The following is a 19,405-nucleotide window of genomic DNA, read 5'->3' as shown; positions in this document are numbered from 1 at the left end:
ACCACAACATGGGTGGACAACGGAACAAAAACATATCCTGCCGCCGGCCGACAGGGGAACAATATCTGAATGAATAAGGGTGCTTCCGATCTGCTGCGCGTTGAAGACCTGCGGGTAGCAATCGGTTCCAGAGAAAACCGGGTTGATGTTGTAAAGGGCGTCAGTTTCCGCATACCGAAGGGCAAGACAGTCGCACTGGTCGGCGAGTCTGGCTCCGGCAAATCCATTATTGCGCAGACAATTATGGGGATCCTTCCCGATGTCGCTGAGGTGACGGGGGGATCCATAAATTTCTACGATCCGCTCAACGGCGACCAGCCTGTCGATATCGTAAAGCTTTCGAGGGACGGAAAACAGATGCGCCAGCTTCGGGGAGGGCGCATCTCAATCATCTTTCAGGAGCCCATGACGTCGCTGTCCCCCGTCCATACCGTGGGCAACCAGATCGACGAAGCGCTCCTGCTGCACCGGGACGTCAGCAAAAAGGAATGCCGCGATCTGACCGAGCAGATGCTCGCTCTTGTCGGATTTCCTAATCCGTCGCGCGCCTATGACATGTACTCGATGGAATTGTCCGGCGGGCTGCGTCAACGGGCCATGATCGCGATGGCCCTGGTCTGCAATCCGGCCTTGCTGATTGCCGATGAGCCGACAACAGCGCTGGACGTGACCGTTCAGGCGCAGGTTCTGGCCGTGCTCAAGGATGTTCAGAAGAAGCTCGGAATGTCGCTGCTTCTGATCACCCACGATCTGGGCGTCGTCGCGAACATGGCCGATGAAATCCTCGTGCTGTACCACGGCAAATTAATGGAAGCTGGAACCCTTGAGGACATATTCCATTATCCCGAGCATCCTTATCTGAAAGCGCTTCTGGCGGCGGTGCCTCGCCTCGAAATGCAACCGGGCGAAAAACTCGTCGCGCTGCGCGAGGTAACCCAGCCGCTTCCCGAGTCTTTCAAGGAACGGGCGGCCAAACGCAAACATGCGCCGGAAGACATAATCCTGCGGGTCAGCAACCTGTCGAAGAGCTTTGAATCGAAGAAAGGCAGTCGTCTCGTCAGTTCCGAGGCGGACCGGGTCATCGCGGTCGACAATGTCAGTTTTTCCGTACGCTTCGGCGAGTGTTTCGGTCTGGTCGGCGAAAGTGGCTGCGGCAAGACATCGCTCAGCAAGATGGTCATGCGCGCGATAACGCCGTCCGGCGGTTCTATCCATTTCAATGAGGGAACCAGGGACATTGATCTGGCGTCCTTGAGCCACAGGGAACTTTTCGACATTCGCAAGCGGATCCAGATGGTGTTTCAAGATCCGTTTTCGTCGTTGAGCCCGCGCTCAACGGTCTTGAATATCCTGTCGGAGCCGATGGAGATCCATGGACAGGGAAACCGGCAGTGGCGCATGGAGCGGGCGCGGGAGCTGATGAACATGGTCGGCCTTTCGCCGACCTTCCTGAACCGCTATCCCCATAGTTTCTCAGGCGGACAGCGGCAGCGCATCGGTATTGCACGGGCGTTGGCCCTCGATCCCGACTTGCTGATCTGCGATGAACCGGTATCCGCGCTCGACGTTTCCGTTCAGGCCCAGATTCTCAATTTGCTGATACGGCTTCAGAAAGAGCTGAACCTGACGTCCATTTTCATTTCTCACAACCTTGCGGTTGTGAATTACGTGGCTGATCGCGTTGCAGTAATGCGCCGCGGCCGCATTGTGGAAGTCGCGCCCGGACATGTGTTGTTCCGGGACCCGATACACCCCTATACTCGCAACCTCTTGCAGTCCATTCCGACAACGGATTTAGCCTGCCCGCTGGCGCTGGGAAATACAGACATTCTGTCAAGCAGCGCTCAGGAAAACTGGGATGAACAGTTCATACCCGAGGGTCCAGGTGCCGAGATGGAAATGATGGAAGTCGGCAAGGAACATTACGTTCTTGTGCGGCCGAACTGCGATACAACAAGGCTGGTGGCATGATGTTCAGGAATTTTACGTTGACGGCGGCACTGATCGCCCTTCTGCAAGTGACGGTTTTGACGGCGGTTCAGGCGGACACGGCACTGAAGGAACCGCCGGTTCTTGAACCCCAGGTAAAGTCCGGGGAACTTCCGCCGATGAAAGAGCGGCTTCCCGAAAATCCCCTGGTTGTCGATTTTGATTCCAGCGGCAAGACGATCGGCCAGTATTGTTGTTCACTTGAAATGCTGATGGGCAAGGCCAAGGACATCCGCATGATGACCGTCTACGGTTATGCGCGGCTGATCGGCTTTACCGACAAATACGAACTCAAGCCGGACATTCTGGAGGGTTTCGAAGTCGAGGAAGGGCGCATCTTCACACTGAAGATCCGCAAGGGTCACAAATGGTCCGACGGTCACCCGTTCACCTCCGAGGATTTCCGTTACTACTGGGAAGACGTGGCAAACAATGAAGAGCTCTCACGCTCCGGGCTTCCGCAGGTCCTCTTGTCCAACGGCAAGCCTCCGGTGTTTGAGGTCATCGACGAATACACGGTACGTTACACCTGGGAAGATCCCAATCCGGCATTCCCGCTCGGGCTGGCCTATCCGCTGGCGACATATATTTACAAGCCTGCGCATTTCATGAAGCAGTATCACGTCAACTACAATGACCGGGCCGAACTTGAGAAACAGGCAGAAGACGGCGGCTTCCGCAACTGGGGGGCCATGCATACAGCACTCGGTCGCCAGTATCGTCCTGAAAATCCAGACATGCCGACACTCCAGCCCTGGCACAATACGACCGAGGGACCGTCGAAACGGGTCGTCTTCAAGCGCAATCCGTTTTACCACCGCGTCGATCCGAACGGACAGCAACTGCCTTACATCGACGAGGTGGTGCTGCTGCACGGGTCAACCGACATCGTTCCGGCGAAAACCGGCGCCGGGGAGAGCGATCTTCAGGCGCGGTATCTGCGTTTCGACAATTTCACCTTTTTGAAGGAAGGTGAAGAAAAACAGGGCTATCGGGTCTTGCCATGGCGCGCCGGCATCGCCTCGCAGATCTCGATCTATCCGAACCTGAACTTCAAGGACCCAGTATGGCGCGACTTGTTCCAGAACCGGGAATTCCGCCGGGCAATCTCCATCGGCATCAACCGCGCCGAATTGAATGAACAGCTTTATTTCGGGTTGGCAAAGGTCGGCGGCGACACGGTGCTCGAGCAGTCGCCGCTCTATAATGAAAACCTGGCCCACAACTGGACGCAGCATGATCCGGAACTTGCCAACAAGATGCTGGACGATCTCGGCCTGTCCGAGCGCAACGATCAGGGAACCCGTCTGCTTCCCGACGGCAGGCCGATGGAAATCATCATCGAAAGCGCCGGCGAAAGCACGGAGCAGACGGATGCGCTTGAACTGATCCGCTACCACTGGGAGCAGATCGGCATTCGTTCATTCAGCCGCTCCCTGCAGCGTGACATTCACCGCCGCCGCTTCCTGACCGGTGAGACCATGATGACCATTTCCAAGGGTCTTAACATCGGGCTCGCGACGCCGGATCTCAATCCGGAGGAACTGGCGCCGGTATCGCCGGCCCAGCCGAACTGGCCGGTTTGGGGCCAGTACACCCAGACCGGTGGAAAAGCCGGCGAGCCGCCAAGCCTGCCGTCTGCGAAGCGCCTGCTCGAACTTTATGAGTTATGGCGCGACTCCACCAATTTCGCAGAGCGTGAATCCATCTGGTCGGAGATGCTGGAGATCTACTCCGAAGAGGTTTTCTCGATCGGAACGACGCGTGAAGTAATCCAGCCCGTCGTGGTCAACAGCAAGCTTCAGAATGTGCCCCAGGAAGGCATCTGGGCCTGGTCGCCGTCTTCGTTTTTCGGCGTCTACCGTCCGGAAACCTTCTGGTTCGCTGAATAGAACGGAACTCGTCAGTAGATGCTCAAATACATCTTCCTGCGTTTTGTGGCGATGATACCCACGCTCGCAATTGCGAGCGTGCTGATCTTCACGATCGTCGAACTGCCGCCGGGAGATTTTTTCGAAAGCTATGTCGCGGAACTGGAGGCATCCGGGGAAACCGTCGATCCGAAGAAGATCGAGTTTCTCAGGACCGAATACGGTTTCGACAAACCCGTCTGGCAGCGTTACTTCCAGTGGGTCTGGGGCATGTTCCATGGCGACTTCGGCTATTCGTTCGAATATGAACGGCCGGTTTCGGAACTGATCGGGAGCAGGTTGTTCCTGACGATGCTGTTGTCGTTCGTAACGATCATATTCACCTGGGTTGTCGCATTTCCGATCGGTATCTACTCGGCGACCCACAAATATTCCATGGGCGACTACGGCTTCACCTTTATCGGACTGCTCGGCCTTGCAACACCGAACTTCCTGCTTGCGCTGGTCATGATGTATTTCGCGAAGGTCTGGTTCGGCACATCCATCGGCGGCCTGATGGACCCGCAATATATCAACGAACCGATGAGCCTGGCGAAATTCGGCTCGATCATGGAACATATGGTCATTCCCGTCATCGTCATCGGCACCGCCGGGACGGCGGCCATGATCCGGCGCATACGCGCCAATCTTCTCGATGAGCTCAAAAAGCAATATGTCATCACCGCACGCGCCAAGGGCGTTCCGCCGGTCCGTGCCGTTCTGAAATACCCGTTTCGCATGTCATTGAACTTCTTCATTGCCGATATCGGCAACATCCTGCCCGCCATCGTTTCCGGCGCCGAAGTTGTCGCGATCGTTCTGTCTCTGGAGACCACCGGACCGCTGCTCATATCGGCGCTGCAAAGCCAGGATATGTATCTGGCCGGAACCTTCCTGATGTTCCTTGCGGTGCTGACCGTTATCGGCGTTCTGATCTCGGATATCGCGCTCGTCATACTCGATCCGCGTATCCGGCTGCAGGGGAAAGCCCAAAAATGAGCGACTCCTCCCTGCCAAAGCCCGGAGAGCCCCTCGGACACTATGTGTCTTCCGATCCGTTCGATCCGCTTGCGGCCGAGAAACTGACGCCGGCGCAGGAAAAGTACTATTTCGCCTCGCAGCGTCAGTTGATCTGGTGGAAGTTCAAGCGCCACCGCCTGGCGGTCTATTCCGCCATCTTCCTGCTGTTCTGCTATTTCGTCATCGCCTTCGCCGAGTTTTTCGCGCCCTATGATCTGGCGCACCGGCACATCGATCACATTTACGCGCCGCCGCAGGGCATTCACCTCTTCGAGGATGGCAAGTTCGTCGGGCCGCGGGTCTATCAACGCGTTCGCACGCTCGACCTGAACACCATGAAACGCGAATATGCCGCCAATCTCGACAAGAGTTACGCGATCCATTTCTTCTGCAAGGGTGATTCCTACAAATTGTGGGGCCTGATCGAGGCAAACCGGCATCTTTTCTGCGTCGAGGAGGGCGGTCATTTCTTCCTGCTGGGAACGGACCGGCTGGGACGGGACATGTTCTCGCGCATCATCTATGGCGCGCGCATATCGATCACCATCGGCCTCATCGGAATTGCGGTAAGCTTCGTTCTGGGCATAACCATCGGCGGACTTGCCGGTTATTATGGCGGCTGGGTCGACGTGGTCGTTCAGCGCATCATCGAAGTGCTGCAATCAATCCCGAGCATTCCGTTGTGGATGGCGCTCGCCGCGATCCTGCCGGTCACCTGGAGTCCGATCCTCATCTACTTCGGCATAACGGTCATATTGGGGCTGCTGGACTGGACCGGTCTGGCACGTGCGGTGCGGTCCAAACTTCTGTCACTGCGCGAAGAGGATTATGTCCTGGCCTCACAGCTTCTCGGGGCCAAACCGCGTCGTATTATCCTTCGGCACCTTATCCCGGGTTTCATGAGCCACCTGATCGCGTCCGCCACGATCACAATTCCGGCGATGATCCTTGGCGAGACGTCGCTGAGCTTCCTCGGCCTTGGCCTGAGACCCCCGGTCACCAGTTGGGGCGTGCTGCTGAACGAAGCACAGAACATCAATGTCGTCGTACTCTATCCGTGGCTGATCCTGCCGGTGGTGCCGGTTATCCTCGTCATCCTGGCTTTCAACTTCATGGGCGATGGACTTCGGGACGCGGCAGACCCGTATCAGTGATCCCGGTCGAACAACGGCTCAATCGTTGATTTGAAGTTCGCTGCCACGGCGCGTACATCGTGATGGTCACGGACGTATGCGCGTGCCCGATCGCCAAGCGTCGCGCGGAGCTGCGGATCTTTCAGCAACCGCACCAGGGCATTGACGAAGGCCTCCGTGTCGCCCTCCTGCGCCAACAGGCCGCCGACTTCATTCGCAACCACGAGCGGCACCCCTGCGGTATCGAACGCCGCAACCGGCACACCTCGAGCCTGCGCTTCGAGAAAGACAAGCCCGATGGCCTCGCCGATACCGGGCCAGACAAAAACGTCGCTCTCATCGAGCAGTGTGAACATATCGCCATGGGCGACGCTGCCGAGAAATTTCACCCGGTCGGGATCGGCAAAGGCTGGAAATTGACCTATCGCCTCGCGCTCCGGCCCGTCACCGGCAATGGTCAGGGTCCAGGGAATGTGACCGAGTTTCCCAAGCGCCTCGGCAAGCAGGGAATAGCTCTGCATCTTGTGGCCGGGCCGCATCATCCCCGCCGCCAGCAGCGATGGAACATCTCTTGCCGCTGCGCTCTCTCGAGCAGGCGGCAAGGCGGATAGATCAATAAAGGGCGGTATGCGTATCGCTGTGCCCATGTCGGGCAGAAACGTTTCAAGATAGCGCCAGTCACTGTCCTTGAGAACGAAATTGGCTTCCGCCAAGCGCACGGCATCCTGCGCCGCGGCTCTTCCGGCAAGCCAGTCTTCGGGCCCGCCCTGATGCGTCCTGCAGGCCTCGGCAGTGACATAGGGAATGTCGAACGCGCGGCATAGCGGCGGTCCCAGCCAGTCCGGCGACTTGCAATAGGGATGGTAGGTAAACCAGAGATCGGGAATCCGGGATTGATCCGCGTTCCACAATTGGTGCAGGCGCTCTTCCTCGGCCCGGACCTCGGCACGGCGCTTGTCGTAGAGTTCCGCCTCGGGCCGTTTCTGATAGCTGATCACCTCCGAGACCAGGCTTACCTGATAACCGGCAAGCCTCAGCGCACGCATCATCAGCCGCGCAATCTCGCGGTCACCGGAGGGAATGGGATGATCCGGCGATTTGAGCGGTGCGTAAAATGCTATGTTCCTGGTCATTTCCGGAACGCATCCGAGCCGGCGAGGGCCTTGTGCAGGTATCGCACGGTTTCCTCGGCGCCGTTCTGGCGGATGCTGTTCCAATCCGGTGCCGGCAGGGCGAGGGTGCGCTCTATGGCTTCGCAAAGTGCCGATGGTGTCTTTTCTTCATGCGGCAGCATGACCGCCAGCCCACGTGCATCGAGAAGCTGCGCCCTGCGCAATTGTTCGGTTTCCTTGTCATTCCACTGCGGTGCCATGATGCAACGACAGCCGGCCGCCATGATATCGGCAACTGTATTGTAGCCCGCGAGCGACACTGAGAGCCGGGCAGTCTTGAGCAAGCGGTAAAGATCCGGAACGAACTGCAAAACGGTCAAGCCGTAGCCGGCAAGCCTCTCATTTTCGCCTGCATCCCCAAAAGGCCCGGTCAACAGGCACCAGCGCGCATCACTGAGCGGAGACATCGCCTTGGCTTCGGCGGCGGCGAACAGGAGTTCGCGGCCCAACAGCCCACCACCTGCAGAGACGACCACATCATACTGGTCATCGGCATCGAGTATTTCGTCCGTTAGTTGCGGCGTGACGATACCGGTGTAATGCACAAGATCGCTGATTTCGTCGACAAGTGGGAAGGTCGCCGACAGGTCAACGAGTTGGTCGTCACCGTGAACAAGCACCGCGTCGAAATACCGCCGCAGGAGATCGACGCTCTGCCGGTCCTTGGACGGCTTGTTGCCCTCCTGAAGAATGTCGCGGACCGACGCGAAGATTTTGGGTCGCGGCTGCATCGCAATCGCCGCTTCCATGAGCGGAAGCAATTCGAAATGCATCTGGCGCCTGCCGAAGGGAAATGCTTCGGTTACGAGAATGTCGGGACTGCACTCCTTCAGAATATTGAGAACCTTCTCACGCCGCGAAACCCTGTATGCGTCATCCGCGATGGAGCCATCCCCGGTCACAAGGTTCGAAAAATCGCCCTTGGAAGATGTGAGAGGAGGAAGGAAATGGACAAGCGCGCCATGGTCATCGAAGTGCGGGAGCTTCTCGCCGCCATAGATCAGTTCGACCCTGAAGCCGGCTCGCACGAGCGCCGCGGTGATGCGCATGGTGCGAAAGACATGTCCGACGCCCAATAGGTGCTGCACATAGTACAGGACTGTTGGCTGCGATTTCATTGTGCCGCTTCTTGGTAGCCTGCTTCCACGCCGACTTCCGCAAACAATGCAAGCAGCCGCTTTATCTCGACGAGATGGTCAAACTCCGTCGTAACTCTTCTCGCGCCGGCGGCCCCCATTTGCCCGCGCCGCACCGGATCGCGCACGAGTTCTTCAATAGCCCGGGAAAGTTGTTGTGCATCGTCCGGCGGCGTCAGCAAACCGTTTCTACCGTCCTCGATAAGTTCGACAATGCCGGATATCGGCGAGGAGATACAGGCCAGCCCCTGGCTCTGCGCCTCGACCAGAACATTCGGCAATCCGTCGCGGTCGCCATCTGCCGCGATGCGACAGGGCAGCACGAAAAGATCGCTGTCACGATAGGTTTGCAGCACGAATTCCTGTGGTTTCGCACCGATCATTTCCGCCCGGTCGGACAGGCCGAGGCGCGTGATCTGCTCGGCCAGTTCCTTGTACAACACGCCGCCGCCGATGTGGGTCCATTTCCAGTGAATATCCGGCGGCAGCAAGGCCAGGGCATCAAGCAGAGTATCGAGGCCCTTCTTGGCAACGGCCCGGCCGACCGTGACGATGCGCACCGGATCGTCCGCCTGGCTGCCGTCGCGTTTTGAGGATGAAGCTTCCGGCGGCGGAAACCGGCTGAGATCGAGGCCATGATGGACCAGATGAACACTGCCCTTGTCCGTCGCCAGGTTCCGAAGATGTTCAAATCCGCTCCTGGTGCATGTGGCGGTCCATGACGCGTTGTCGAGTTTCTCCGAAAGCTCCCAGTCGGGCGATGTCCAGATATCCTTGGCGTGAGCTGAGCAACTCCAGCCGACGCCGGTCATCAGATGGCCGTAATATGTCACGGACCCGGGCGTATGTATGAAATGCGCATAGAGCCAGTCGGTATCGCCGGGAAGCTCGCGGGCCAGAACCAGCGCCTGTCCGAAACGGCGGATCCGGTTGCGGGTACGGTCTCTCAAAAGGTCCTTGAGAAAAGTCCGAACCGCCAGGCGGTAGCCTTTCAATCTCCTGCTGGACATCCAACCGCGCAGGACACGCATCGGTTCCTCGTGCAGATATTCCGGCAGGTAGGTGATTTTTGCCTTGATCTCGTCGTGAATGGGATGGCACGCTTTGTCTGTCGGTCGTCTCAGCGAAAACAGATGCAGATTGTATCCGGCGCGCTCCAATTCCAGCAGTTCCTGGGCAATGAAGGTTTCCGATAGCCGGGGATAGCCTTTCAGGACAACGACGATATTGCCGCCCATATCAGCCTACATTCTCCACCTCGAAAGACGCGCTGCTGCGTGCTTCGAGGATCGATCCGACTTTCTGGCAGATACGCTGAAGACCGGAGGAATCGAATCTGTAGTCCTGCCCCTGCGCGTCCGCACCGGCGATGAGCTCCCGAATTGCGGAGGCGAACGCGACGGGATTGGCGGCGTCCTCAGCCTTCAAGACCGCACAAAGACCAAGTTCCCTGGCGCGTTCGGCCCGGATCAGCTGCTCCATGCGCGGCGTTTGCCGTGGCACGAAAAGCACAGGTTTTTCGCGTGCGATCACCTCGCAGAAAGTGTTATAACCGCACATGCCGATAACCGCCTTGGATTGCCGGATAAGCGCTTCAGGCTCGGCATTGAAGCCAATGACCTGAACGCCCTTGATCATCTCGGCCCGGGATCTGATCTGTTTCTCGTGCTGTGCGCCCGAATACGGTCCGAGCAACAATACGGCCGGACAGGGAATTGTCGTGTCGTGCTCATAAGAACTCAGGACCGCGTTCATGAGAAAATCGCCGTCGCCGCCGCCACCGGCGGTAACCAGCAGGTAATCCGTCGGCACACCGGGCACCGGTACCTGCTCGAATTCAGGATGGGGCTGGTAGAGATAGCCGGTATAGCTGCAGCGACTCAGAACGGACTGCGGCAGATCGAGATGGGCGAGCGGATTGTAGAAATCCTCTGAGCCATAGATCCATATCTGATCATAAAGACCTTCAATGGACCCGTATATTCCTTTGTTTTTCCATTCTTTCTTGAGCTTTTCGGCTTCATCGAGCACATCGCGCAATCCAAGGATCAGCGTCGTGCCTCGCGCCTTCAGGTGACCAAGTGCATCCGTGAGTTCACCATGCAGGCCGAGCGGCTCCTTGTCCGCGATGAAGATGTCGGCCGGGTGCTCGCGAACATAGTTTGAAATAACGGAACGGCGCGCCTCAATCGCCTGATTTATGTCCAGATCAGGACTTGCGGCCCGGTATTCTCCGTTCGGCTGTTTCTCGACCTGCTCGATCTCGACAAAACGAATGCGCGGATGGGATGCGTATTCACCCGACAGGCCCGATCCGGTAATGATCGTGGCTTGCAAGGCGGGGAACGCGTCGACAAGCGCTCTCGCTATTTTCCGATTACGCCGAATATGGCCGAGACCATAGGTGTCGTGGCTGTAGAGAATGAGGTGCGCAGGTTTGCTCACGGGTGCCATCATACCATGTTCGGAGTTTAAACCTTGGTTCGCCGCAGATCGTCGGGTTGAAGCGAGGCTCCCCTGCCTCGGAATTATATATACCTGATCCTGACAGGTTCTTAATACTAAAACCCGGAATTCGTTGGAAGGTACATAGGCGGTTGCGGCCCATATGTCACGGTTCTTTTGCGCGAATGTGAACCGAGTTGAAATGCCGGAACAAGCGATTCGACTGGTTTTCCGGCGGGATAGGCTGGTAGTGTTCGAGCGAGGGCTTAGCAGCATATCCATAATATGTAACGTCGGCAGCGGGTGACACGATGAAATCGACATTGGTTTGGCTGGTTAGTGCGGTGCTGCTCGCGGCGATAATGCTCCTGGTGCAGCCGCAAAAGGTGCCTGCACAGACATCGCTTCTGCAATCCGTCACCGGCGAAACCACCGCTGAGAAAAGCAGCGCGGGATCTTTAAACACCCTGATCGAGGACGCCCAGGCCGAGGGGGCGACCGTCATCGTTATTGCACCGCCATCGGCGACCTCTACGGCGGACGAAAACGCCGTCGCAATGACGATAAACAGCGAAATGCTGCTGATGGCGCGAAACAATGTCCGGCGCATGTTCATCGGTGCCGGCGATTTCCGCGAAAGGCTTGTGACGGCCCTTGAGCGCGCAAGCCCTGACGGAACGCCCTGGTGGCTTGCCTGGGCCGTCGGCACCGCCGTCTTCGGCATGGTGTTGGGGCTCGGCATATACAAGCTTGTCGGCGGATGGATACGCAACCAGTTCGCCGGATACTACAAGGCGGAAAATCTGACGCGCGCCGACAAGCTCACCTATCTCATGCTGCGCGGCGGCCTTATCCTGTTCTCGACCGCGATCATGTTTTCCGTCGCGATCGTGGTTGCTGTCGTGCTCGACTACGAGCATGAGCCGTCCCGCATGACCATATTCACCATCGTGGCGACATATGCGTGCTATCGCATTCTCAGATACGTGATCATGCTGAACTTCTTCGCGCCTGACCTGCCGAACCACCGGATGATCAATCTCGACGACAAGCGGGCGCGCAAGCTCTACAACGACTGGATCTACGTCCTTCTGGCCTCGAGCTACATCCTCGGCGTGATTGCCTGGGTTCGCGGGCTCGGCATCGACAATGACAGCTACCGGCTGTTGGCAATCGGTGGCCTCGGTGTCGCATGCATCCTGACGGCATCCCTGACGATCATACACCGCAGGGACACCTATGACATTGTCCGAGGCATCGGCAAGGAAGGCGTGGTTTCGCCATGGCGCAACTTCGCTGCCCGGGCGATAACGCCGCTATTGCTCCTCTACATTATCGTATCCTGGGTGGCGAGCTCGTTCCGCCTGTCGCTTGGCTTGCCGGGCGGCTACATCATCATCATGGCGCCCATCATCGTCTTCATCGGCGGCGCGATGATCTATGCTGTCGCGATTATCGTTCTCGACCGCATCTATGAACGGCGGGCCAAGAATTTCCGGCACATGCAGATCATAAAGCTTCGGCGGGCCAGGGCGGAGGCGCGCCGCCGCGAAGCAGCCGAACGCATGGCGGCGGAAGCCGAAATAGACGAGGAGGCGATGGTCGGCGAGGGCGAGGAGATGATCGTGCATCATGTCGAGCCGCCTGTGGAAGAGGACGTCGACCTGGAATACAGGCCGCTCTTCAAGCGCCTGATCGAGAACGCGATCGTCACGCTCATCTTCATATTTGCGGTGGGCGAGCTTGGCCGGCTTTGGGGCGTCGACTACGACCGTGCCGGCGGCCATCCGCTGGCCACGATCCTCGATAGCATTCTCATCGTCGTCTACACCTATCTGGCCTATCAGGCCGTCAACCTCTTCATCGACCAGAAGATCATCGAAGAGGGCGGCTCGCTCGATGACACGCCGGTCAATCCGGGCGAGGGGGACAGCGAGGGCGGAACCGGTGAATCGCGCATGGCCACCCTGCTGCCGATCTTCCGCAGCGTGTTCATCGTTTTGCTCGTCATGGTGTCGATCGCCTTCATCCTGTCGGATTGGGGTGTCAACATCGCACCGCTCTTCGCCGGTGCGGGAGTGGTCGGTCTTGCGATCGGTTTTGGCGCCCAGACCCTGATCCGCGACATCTTCTCCGGTGTTTTCTTCCTGATCGACGACGCCTTCCGCAAGGGCGAGTATATCGAGGTCGGAACCGTCAAGGGCGTCATCGAGAAAATCTCCATGCGCTCATTCCAGCTTCGCCACCACCTCGGGGCTGTTCACACAATTCCTTTCGGCGAGATCAAGCAACTGACCAACTATTCGCGCGATTGGGTGATGATGAAGCTTCCGCTGCGGCTGACCTACGGAACGGATGTCGAGCGGGTGCGAAAGCTGATCAAGAAACTGGGCCAGCAACTGCTCGAACATGATCAGATCGGCCACCTTTTTCTCCAACCACTGAAATCCCAGGGCGTTTACGCCATGGAAGACTCGGCGATGATCATCAGGGTCAAATTCATGACCCGTCCCGGTGATCAGTTCGTGACGCGCAAGGTCATCTACGGCGCCATCAGGGATCTGTTCGAGAAGGAGGGTATTACCTTTGCACATCGCGAGGTTACAGTCCGGCTCGCTGAGGAAGGACAGGCGAACAACCTGACGCCGCAGCAAAAGGAAGCGATCACCGGTTCGGTCCGCAGTGTCATCGACGAGGAAGACGCGCAGCGGGCACGCAGCGGCGCACCCGATTCCTCCAAGGTCGCGGCATCAGAGCGATGAGGGCGGCCACGTCAGGCGCTCTGGAGAAACGCCGGACATGAAAGCTTTGTGTTGTAAATGGCGTCAGAGTCGGCGAAAGTTCGCTGATTTCGTGCGGTGGCAATGGAGCGGGAATTGATAAAGGAGCGGGAGCTTGACCTGATTTCCGACTTCGGAACCCGCAAGCTCGGTTTTTTGCCGCATCTCATCTGGAAGCTGGCGACACACCGCGACATCGACAGGCAGCGGCGGAAGTTCATTCGCAAGAATTTCGCGCGCCGCTTTCCCGGGCCCTACGACGTCAAGGTCGAAGGCATCCTGATGCGTGCCTATCCGCTGGAGAACTATGACGACCGCATCGCAGTTGGCCGGGGCAACCTGCCGGAAATCCCGGAGCGCGGTCTTATCGAACCACTCCTCAAGCCCGGCATGGTTTTTGTCGACATCGGCGCAAATGTGGGCAGCTACAGCATGTACGTGGCGAGCCACTGTCGAGACGAAGCCACGATCCTCGCCTTCGAACCGCATCCAAGAACCTTCAGCAAGCTCAGCTTCAATGTACGCGCAAACGGATTTTCCTCGATCGAGACCATCAATCAGGCCGTCGGACCGCAAAAGGCCCGTATGCGGCTCTATTCCAGCGGCGGAACGAATATCGGCACTGCCTCGATTTTACCGGAAGCGGCAACCGATCATCAGTTTGTCGACGTCAAGGTTGCACCACTCGCCGAAGCGCTGAAAGCGCGCATGATCGAGCGGATTGACCTTCTGAAGATCGACATTGAAGGGTTCGAGGATCGTGCGCTGATGCCCTTGCTCGTAGACCAGCATAAGGCCTGCTGGCCGCGAGCCGTCTTGATCGAGACAGTCCTGAAGAACCTTTGGGAGCATGACTGCATTGCGCGTCTGAAGGACCTCGGCTACCGGATTGCCGCCAATACCGGTGAGAACCTTTTGTTGCTTCACCCGATGACGGAAAAACTCGAATCCTGATTGATCTCGCGATTGCGGGAAAACGCGCCGAGCGAAATATCAAGGTCCACGTGATCGAGATGGAAACGAACGGGATCGTTGTCGTGGTCGTGACCGTTTTCACAAGACTTGATAAGGGCGGCCATCATCTTGCCGGCAACCGGGGCATTCTTGTACTGATTGCCGCTGGTTCCGACGGCCATGTAGAACCCGTCAAGATCGCTACGGTCATAGATCGGCATCCAGTCATCGGTAACGTCGTAAAGTGCGACGACACCACGCGCGGTGCCCGGTATGCGAAGGTCCGGCATGCGCTGCGCCATGCGCATCACGAGGACATTCCATTGCTCGGAAAAATTCCCGTCAAAACTGTCGGGGTCGTCGACCCATTCCTTCTCGTCGCATTCGGGATCCTCGGACCCGATGAGAATGTGATTGCCGACTTCGGGGCGGCAATAGGTATGGATATCGCTGTCCGAATAGACCACGCCCTGATGCTCGAAATCGACGCCTTCCGGCGCCGGAACATGCGCGACTTCATGGCGCAATGCCCGGGTGGAGATGCTCATGGTGCCGTCAACACCGGCCATGGCATTGATCTTTGACGAGTGCGGACCGGCAACATTGACCACCACCGGTGCTTCGATGCGGCTGCCGTCGTCGAGGACCACACCCGAGACCCGGTTCCCGGTCTTGAGTATCTCGACCACTGCGCGGTTGAACAGAAATTCGGCACCATGCGCTTCGGCCGCGCGCTGGGCATTGTGTGCCGAGAGTTTCGGGTCGTTGACATAGCCGCCATTCGGAAAGAACACCGCACCATCGACACTTGGACCAGTCGGCTGTCCAAAACCCTCATCTTCCGGGCGCTTGGCGGGCTCGAACTGGTGCGTGTCGGCATTCGGCATGCGTTGCGCGATATCGCCGACGCCCACGTGTTCGTAGGGGCATCCGATGCGGTCCATCATCTCGCATACACGCTCGAGGCGGTGATTGTGTTCCGTCTTGATCACCAGGCAGCCCGTATTGTGGTATTTGATCAGGCCCTGTTCATCATCGACACCGATATAGCCCTTCCAGTCCTTCCAGTAGTGCCAGCCCTCATAGGCGATGGCGCAGGATTCAAAAGCCGAGTAGTAGGTCCGGATAATCGCGCAGGAACCGGATGTGGAGCCGTAACCGGCTTCCGGAAGCTTGTCGATTGAAAGTGTGCGCATGCCATTCTTTGCCAGTTCAAAGGCTGTGCATGCGCCGATGACCCCGGCGCCGATGATAATAGCATCATAGGACGAATGTGCAGGCATGGCGGTCCTTCCTCCTCGTTCGCCGGCCCCTAAAGCGAAACCTTGTCGGCGATCTCTGCGTGTCGTTGAATAATCGCATAATCGGAGTCGCATAGTGGCGCAAAGCCGGTCAGCAAAAGCGCTTCGGCCACCTCAGGCTCCAGCGCGGCCATCGCTTCCACGACCGCCAGATGCATCCGGTCGTTAGACCATTCTGCACGCCGCGCGCAAATCACCGGCAATCCGGGCATCGGCTCCGTGGTTGCCAGCACGCGCAGTTCCTTCGCGGCTTCTTCGTGCCGCTCGGCCAGACGCCATGCCACGGCATCGATGGAGGCCACATCGGCTTCATTGCCCGCCACCATCCGGATCGAGCCGCGATGCGATCCGCTTTGCACCTTGGATGAAAATATCGGAGTCGCCCCGGCAATTTCACGAAGATGATAGGCCGGCGCGGCATAACCGGACTGCGAGCAAAGGCTGTTATAGGCAAACCGTTTGCCCTTGAGGTCCGAAATCTTCTCAATCGCACTGTCACGATGAACGACCATGACGCTGTAGTAGCTGCCCGCTCCGCATGCAATGTCATATGCGGGCGTGCCGACAACGCGAACCTTTTGCATCAGATCGCGCACGAGCGGCAGGCCGCAGGTCTGACCAAGCACGAGATCCGGATGTTGCCAAAGATCGCTTTCCGGAACATCGCGTTGCATCCTGTCCGGAGCCGGGAATCCATGCGCGCGCAGACTTTCCCGCAATTTGTTCCAGAAACGATCGTTGTCGGTTTGAACTTCCGGCCAGTCATACATGGGCAATGCGGCGACAAACGCGGTCGCCGACATCAGTGCCCGTGCCCGGAATCATGGGGGTAGACCACCGGTTCCTTGCGGTGAAACGCAAAGCGCCGGAATATCTCGCCATAGCTGCTGAAGAAATAACCCTTGTTCATTGCCAGAAACCGCTCCCGGTTGCGCCGGTAGAGCGACGGTAGCTGGTGCCAGGCAACGGCCGGATAGGCATGGTGCACCGCATGCAGATTATTGTTGAGAAACAGCAGGCTGAAGGGGCCGCGATCCTCGATGATGACCGAACGGCCGCGCAGCGATTCTTCGGCCTGGTGCTCCAGATAGGTGCGGACCATCAGCAGCGACAGGCCCGCATAGGCGCAAAGGAGATAGACAGGCAGCGGAAAAGCGGACCACAGGACAATCGCGAAAATGACCGGCGGCAAGAGCATGGCATGCAGCGCCCAAGCCAGCAGAACCCGGCGATCGCCCTCGATGATCGATCTGCCATCCGAGATAACCAGCCGGATGAGCGCGATGGTCGGCCCGAGCAGCACGCGGCCGAACAGTGTATTGTTGGCTTCGAACACCAGCTTCAGCCACCGCGGCAGGCGCTTCCAGAAATCCTGTTCCAGATACCAGCTTTCCGGATCATCGTAGGGATCGCAGATCCTGGCGTTCTGATGATGCTCGAGATGCACATCCTTGAAGCGCAGATACGGGATGAAAAGACCGATCGGCGGCAACACGATGGCGTCATTGAGCCATGCATGGCGAAACGGATGTCCGTGCAGACATTCATGTTGCAGTGAAGAATGCAACGTTATGACGGGAATTGTCAGCAGGGCGGCCAGTATCGGCAGATAGGCGGACAGGCCGAAAACGAGCGCTGCCCATGAAATATAACAAACTGCAATGAGAGTGGCCGTGCGCCACTCGGTATTATCTTTAAGAATCATTCCTTTGTCCCCAATCAACACGCACGGATTTTGGCCATATCCGGTGCCCATAGACAATGTGGGAATGCGCGAATAAAAATGAGAATGCGACTTTGATTGTGTGGAAAATGGAAATTGATGAATAATCGTGATATTACACAACATATGGAGACAGAATACACGGACAAGCGGGACGTCGCGGAAGTGTTCCGTGACCGCATGGCATTGCTCATTGCGCAGAAGGGATTCAATCTCAGCCGCTTCGCCAAGAGCATCGGCATAGACCGGTCCGCCCTCAGTCAGTTTCTCGCCCCAGGTTCCACCCGTTTGCCGCGGGCAGAAACCCTGTGCGCGATCGCACGCACCTGTGGTGTGTCGCTAGACTGGTTGATGGGCCTGATTGCCGCTGAAACCTTCGGCGAGGAGAAGGCGCCGATGCTTGAGGTGGAAAGGGTGACGGACGACGCCGGCAGCCGCATGATCGCCGGTTGGCACCGTGAGGCAATGGGCTACAAGATAAGATATGTGCCAAGTGCGTTGCCCGATCTTCTGCGCACGGAATCGGTCCGCAACTTCGAATTCTATACCCATGACCGCGACGACCGGCAGGTGCGCGACCAGCTCGCCAGGGACCAGCTCATCTATTCGCGCCGGCCCGAGACCGACATGGAGGTCTGCATGCCGTTGCAAAGGCTGGAGGAGTTTGCCAGGGGGCAGGGGGTCTGGCGCGGTCTTCCGGTCGATATCCGGCGCGAACAGCTTGACCACATGGTGGCGCTGATCACGGAACTCTATCCCACCTTCCGGCTTTTTCTATATGATGGCAGGGAGGCTTATGCGGCGCCGTATACACTGTTCGGCCCGCTGAGGGCGGCCGTCTACCTGGGCAATATGTACCTCGTGGTCAATTCAGTCGAACACATCCGGGCGCTTGCCGGTCACTTCGACCAACTGATTCGCATTGCACGATATGGCCCCGACCGTGTGTCGGAGTTCATTGTCGGTCTTTCCGGCGCCCTGTCCGAAGAGAGCTGATCAAGCCCTGGTGAAGTGATCGAGGCGCGCAAAAGCGTTGTATATGGCGTTGCGCAACGCATAACCCACGCCTTTGACGTCGCGGAATTCAGCGGCCGCGACGATCAGATCGATATCATTGAGAAAAATAGACACCTCTCCGGTCTGGTCCAGGCTGGGCAGATAATGAAACCAGAGGCGGGCGGTCCGATAATAAAGCTCGTCATAGGTGCGCAGCAGCAGCGGATTTCCGATCATGCGGCAAACCGCGGTATGAAGCTCCATATCCGCACTGGCGAAAAAGGCAGGGTCCGCCTCATCCAGGATCCTGCCGTAAGACTCTCGCGACCCGCGAATGGCGGCAACCATGACGTCATCGATCGGCTTTGGGTCAAGAACGCCGATCAGCGGCGCCAGTTCGATGCGCATTTGCACGGCCTGACGCGACTGCTCCAGATCGAGCGGGGCGACAATCGTTCCCACCCCGTGCCGGGTTACCACAAGACCTTCCTGGTCCATCCTTTGCAGCACGTTCCGCACTGGTGTACGGCTGACACCGAATTCTTCGCTGAGACGGTCGACGTCAAGCCGGGTCCCCGGCTGATATTGCAGCGTTGTAATGCGCTGCCGAAGCGCAATGTGAATCTGGTCGAAACGCCTGCGCCAGGGGCTGTTGTCATCCGTCGTCAGAAAAATGTCCGGCAGCGGGCCGGCTTCGTCGCTTAAAGTTTCCGTTCCCATCACGGTTCCCACAAAATTCGCCAAATCGAATCCGCCCAACACGCAATCTGCCCAATATTTGAGCAAAACCAGCCGCTTTCTTTGATCTTAAGCAAACAATTGCAAAAAATGGAGCCAAATGCAGGA

Annotated in this window: 15 protein-coding genes; 7 read left to right on the top strand and 8 right to left on the bottom strand. The window is 57.9% G+C overall.

The genetic code is table 11. The features are described 5' to 3' along the window. Nucleotides 1–69 precede the first annotated feature (69 nt). The 4 genes from OOZ53_RS00450 to OOZ53_RS00435 are packed head-to-tail and all read left to right on the top strand — an operon-like array spanning nucleotide 70 to nucleotide 6,073. Nucleotides 70–1,971 carry an ABC transporter ATP-binding protein gene (locus OOZ53_RS00450; protein WP_271087306.1) on the top strand — a complete coding sequence of 634 codons (1,902 nt, stop codon included), beginning with the start codon at nucleotides 70–72 and terminating at the stop codon, nucleotides 1,969–1,971. A gap of 17 nt (nucleotides 1,972–1,988) precedes the next feature. After that, entirely contained in the window at nucleotides 1,989–3,881 is a 1,893-nt protein-coding gene (locus tag OOZ53_RS00445; RefSeq protein WP_271087305.1) for an ABC transporter substrate-binding protein, read from the top strand. An 18-nt stretch (nucleotides 3,882–3,899) separates the two neighbouring features. After that, the gene (locus OOZ53_RS00440) at nucleotides 3,900–4,898 is read left to right on the top strand and encodes an ABC transporter permease (RefSeq protein ID WP_271087304.1); all 999 of its coding nucleotides are present in this window, start codon (nucleotides 3,900–3,902) and stop codon (nucleotides 4,896–4,898) included. Further along, nucleotides 4,895–6,073 (top strand): ABC transporter permease, encoded by a 1,179-nt coding sequence (locus OOZ53_RS00435; protein WP_271087303.1) that lies wholly within the window; start codon nucleotides 4,895–4,897, stop codon nucleotides 6,071–6,073. Before OOZ53_RS00440 ends, OOZ53_RS00435 begins: the two co-directional genes overlap by 4 nt. Here OOZ53_RS00435 and OOZ53_RS00430 read toward each other — a convergent pair. The 4 genes from OOZ53_RS00430 to OOZ53_RS00415 are packed head-to-tail and all read right to left on the bottom strand — an operon-like array spanning nucleotide 6,067 to nucleotide 10,805. After that, entirely contained in the window at nucleotides 6,067–7,185 is a 1,119-nt protein-coding gene (locus OOZ53_RS00430; protein WP_271087302.1) for a glycosyltransferase family 4 protein, read from the bottom strand. The two genes, OOZ53_RS00435 and OOZ53_RS00430, sit on opposite strands and share 7 nt — an antisense overlap. Next, entirely contained in the window at nucleotides 7,182–8,342 is a 1,161-nt protein-coding gene (locus tag OOZ53_RS00425) for a glycosyltransferase family protein (protein WP_271087301.1), read from the bottom strand. Before OOZ53_RS00425 ends, OOZ53_RS00430 begins: the two co-directional genes overlap by 4 nt. Further along, nucleotides 8,339–9,598 carry a glycosyltransferase family 4 protein gene (locus OOZ53_RS00420; protein ID WP_271087300.1) on the bottom strand — a complete coding sequence of 420 codons (1,260 nt, stop codon included), beginning with the start codon at nucleotides 9,596–9,598 and terminating at the stop codon, nucleotides 8,339–8,341. Before OOZ53_RS00420 ends, OOZ53_RS00425 begins: the two co-directional genes overlap by 4 nt. A gap of 1 nt (nucleotide 9,599) precedes the next feature. Next, complete coding sequence (locus OOZ53_RS00415; protein ID WP_271087299.1) at nucleotides 9,600–10,805, bottom strand: glycosyltransferase family protein; 1,206 nt, start codon at nucleotides 10,803–10,805, stop codon at nucleotides 9,600–9,602. A gap of 311 nt (nucleotides 10,806–11,116) precedes the next feature. Here OOZ53_RS00415 and OOZ53_RS00410 point away from each other — a divergent pair, with 311 nt between their 5' ends. Both OOZ53_RS00410 and OOZ53_RS00405 read left to right on the top strand, forming a co-directional pair. Then, nucleotides 11,117–13,567 (top strand): mechanosensitive ion channel family protein, encoded by a 2,451-nt coding sequence (locus OOZ53_RS00410; RefSeq protein WP_271087298.1) that lies wholly within the window; start codon nucleotides 11,117–11,119, stop codon nucleotides 13,565–13,567. 114 nt (nucleotides 13,568–13,681) lie between these two features. Beyond that, a complete protein-coding gene (locus tag OOZ53_RS00405) occupies nucleotides 13,682–14,539 on the top strand; it encodes an FkbM family methyltransferase (protein WP_271087297.1) in 858 nt (285 codons plus the stop codon). Here the strand turns inward: OOZ53_RS00405 and OOZ53_RS00400 are convergent. The 3 genes from OOZ53_RS00400 to OOZ53_RS00390 are packed head-to-tail and all read right to left on the bottom strand — an operon-like array spanning nucleotide 14,509 to nucleotide 17,545. Next, nucleotides 14,509–15,822: an NAD(P)/FAD-dependent oxidoreductase gene (locus tag OOZ53_RS00400; protein ID WP_271087296.1), complete on the bottom strand. Its 1,314-nt coding sequence runs from the start codon at nucleotides 15,820–15,822 to the stop codon at nucleotides 14,509–14,511. The genes OOZ53_RS00405 and OOZ53_RS00400 overlap by 31 nt on opposite strands. Before the next feature lie 29 nt (nucleotides 15,823–15,851). Then, on the bottom strand, nucleotides 15,852–16,643 hold the full coding sequence (locus tag OOZ53_RS00395) for a phosphate/phosphite/phosphonate ABC transporter substrate-binding protein (protein WP_271087295.1): 792 nt from the start codon (nucleotides 16,641–16,643) through the stop codon (nucleotides 15,852–15,854). Further along, nucleotides 16,643–17,545, bottom strand: coding sequence for a fatty acid desaturase (locus OOZ53_RS00390; protein WP_271087294.1), 903 nt, complete (start codon nucleotides 17,543–17,545; stop codon nucleotides 16,643–16,645). Before OOZ53_RS00390 ends, OOZ53_RS00395 begins: the two co-directional genes overlap by 1 nt. Before the next feature lie 117 nt (nucleotides 17,546–17,662). On the opposite strand from OOZ53_RS00390, the gene OOZ53_RS00385 reads away from it, so the two are divergent. After that, on the top strand, nucleotides 17,663–18,559 hold the full coding sequence (locus OOZ53_RS00385; protein WP_271087293.1) for a helix-turn-helix domain-containing protein: 897 nt from the start codon (nucleotides 17,663–17,665) through the stop codon (nucleotides 18,557–18,559). On the opposite strand, the gene OOZ53_RS00380 is transcribed toward OOZ53_RS00385, so the two are convergent. Then, nucleotides 18,560–19,279, bottom strand: a complete 720-nt coding sequence (locus OOZ53_RS00380) for a GntR family transcriptional regulator (RefSeq protein ID WP_271087292.1) — start codon at nucleotides 19,277–19,279, stop codon at nucleotides 18,560–18,562. Nucleotides 19,280–19,405 lie beyond the last annotated feature (126 nt).

Origin of the sequence: Allohoeflea poritis, assembly GCF_027889715.1 — a bacterium.
GTDB classification, from domain to species: Bacteria; Pseudomonadota; Alphaproteobacteria; order Rhizobiales; family Rhizobiaceae; genus Hoeflea_A; species Hoeflea_A poritis.
This window is presented reverse-complemented; position numbering and strand designations above follow the sequence as displayed.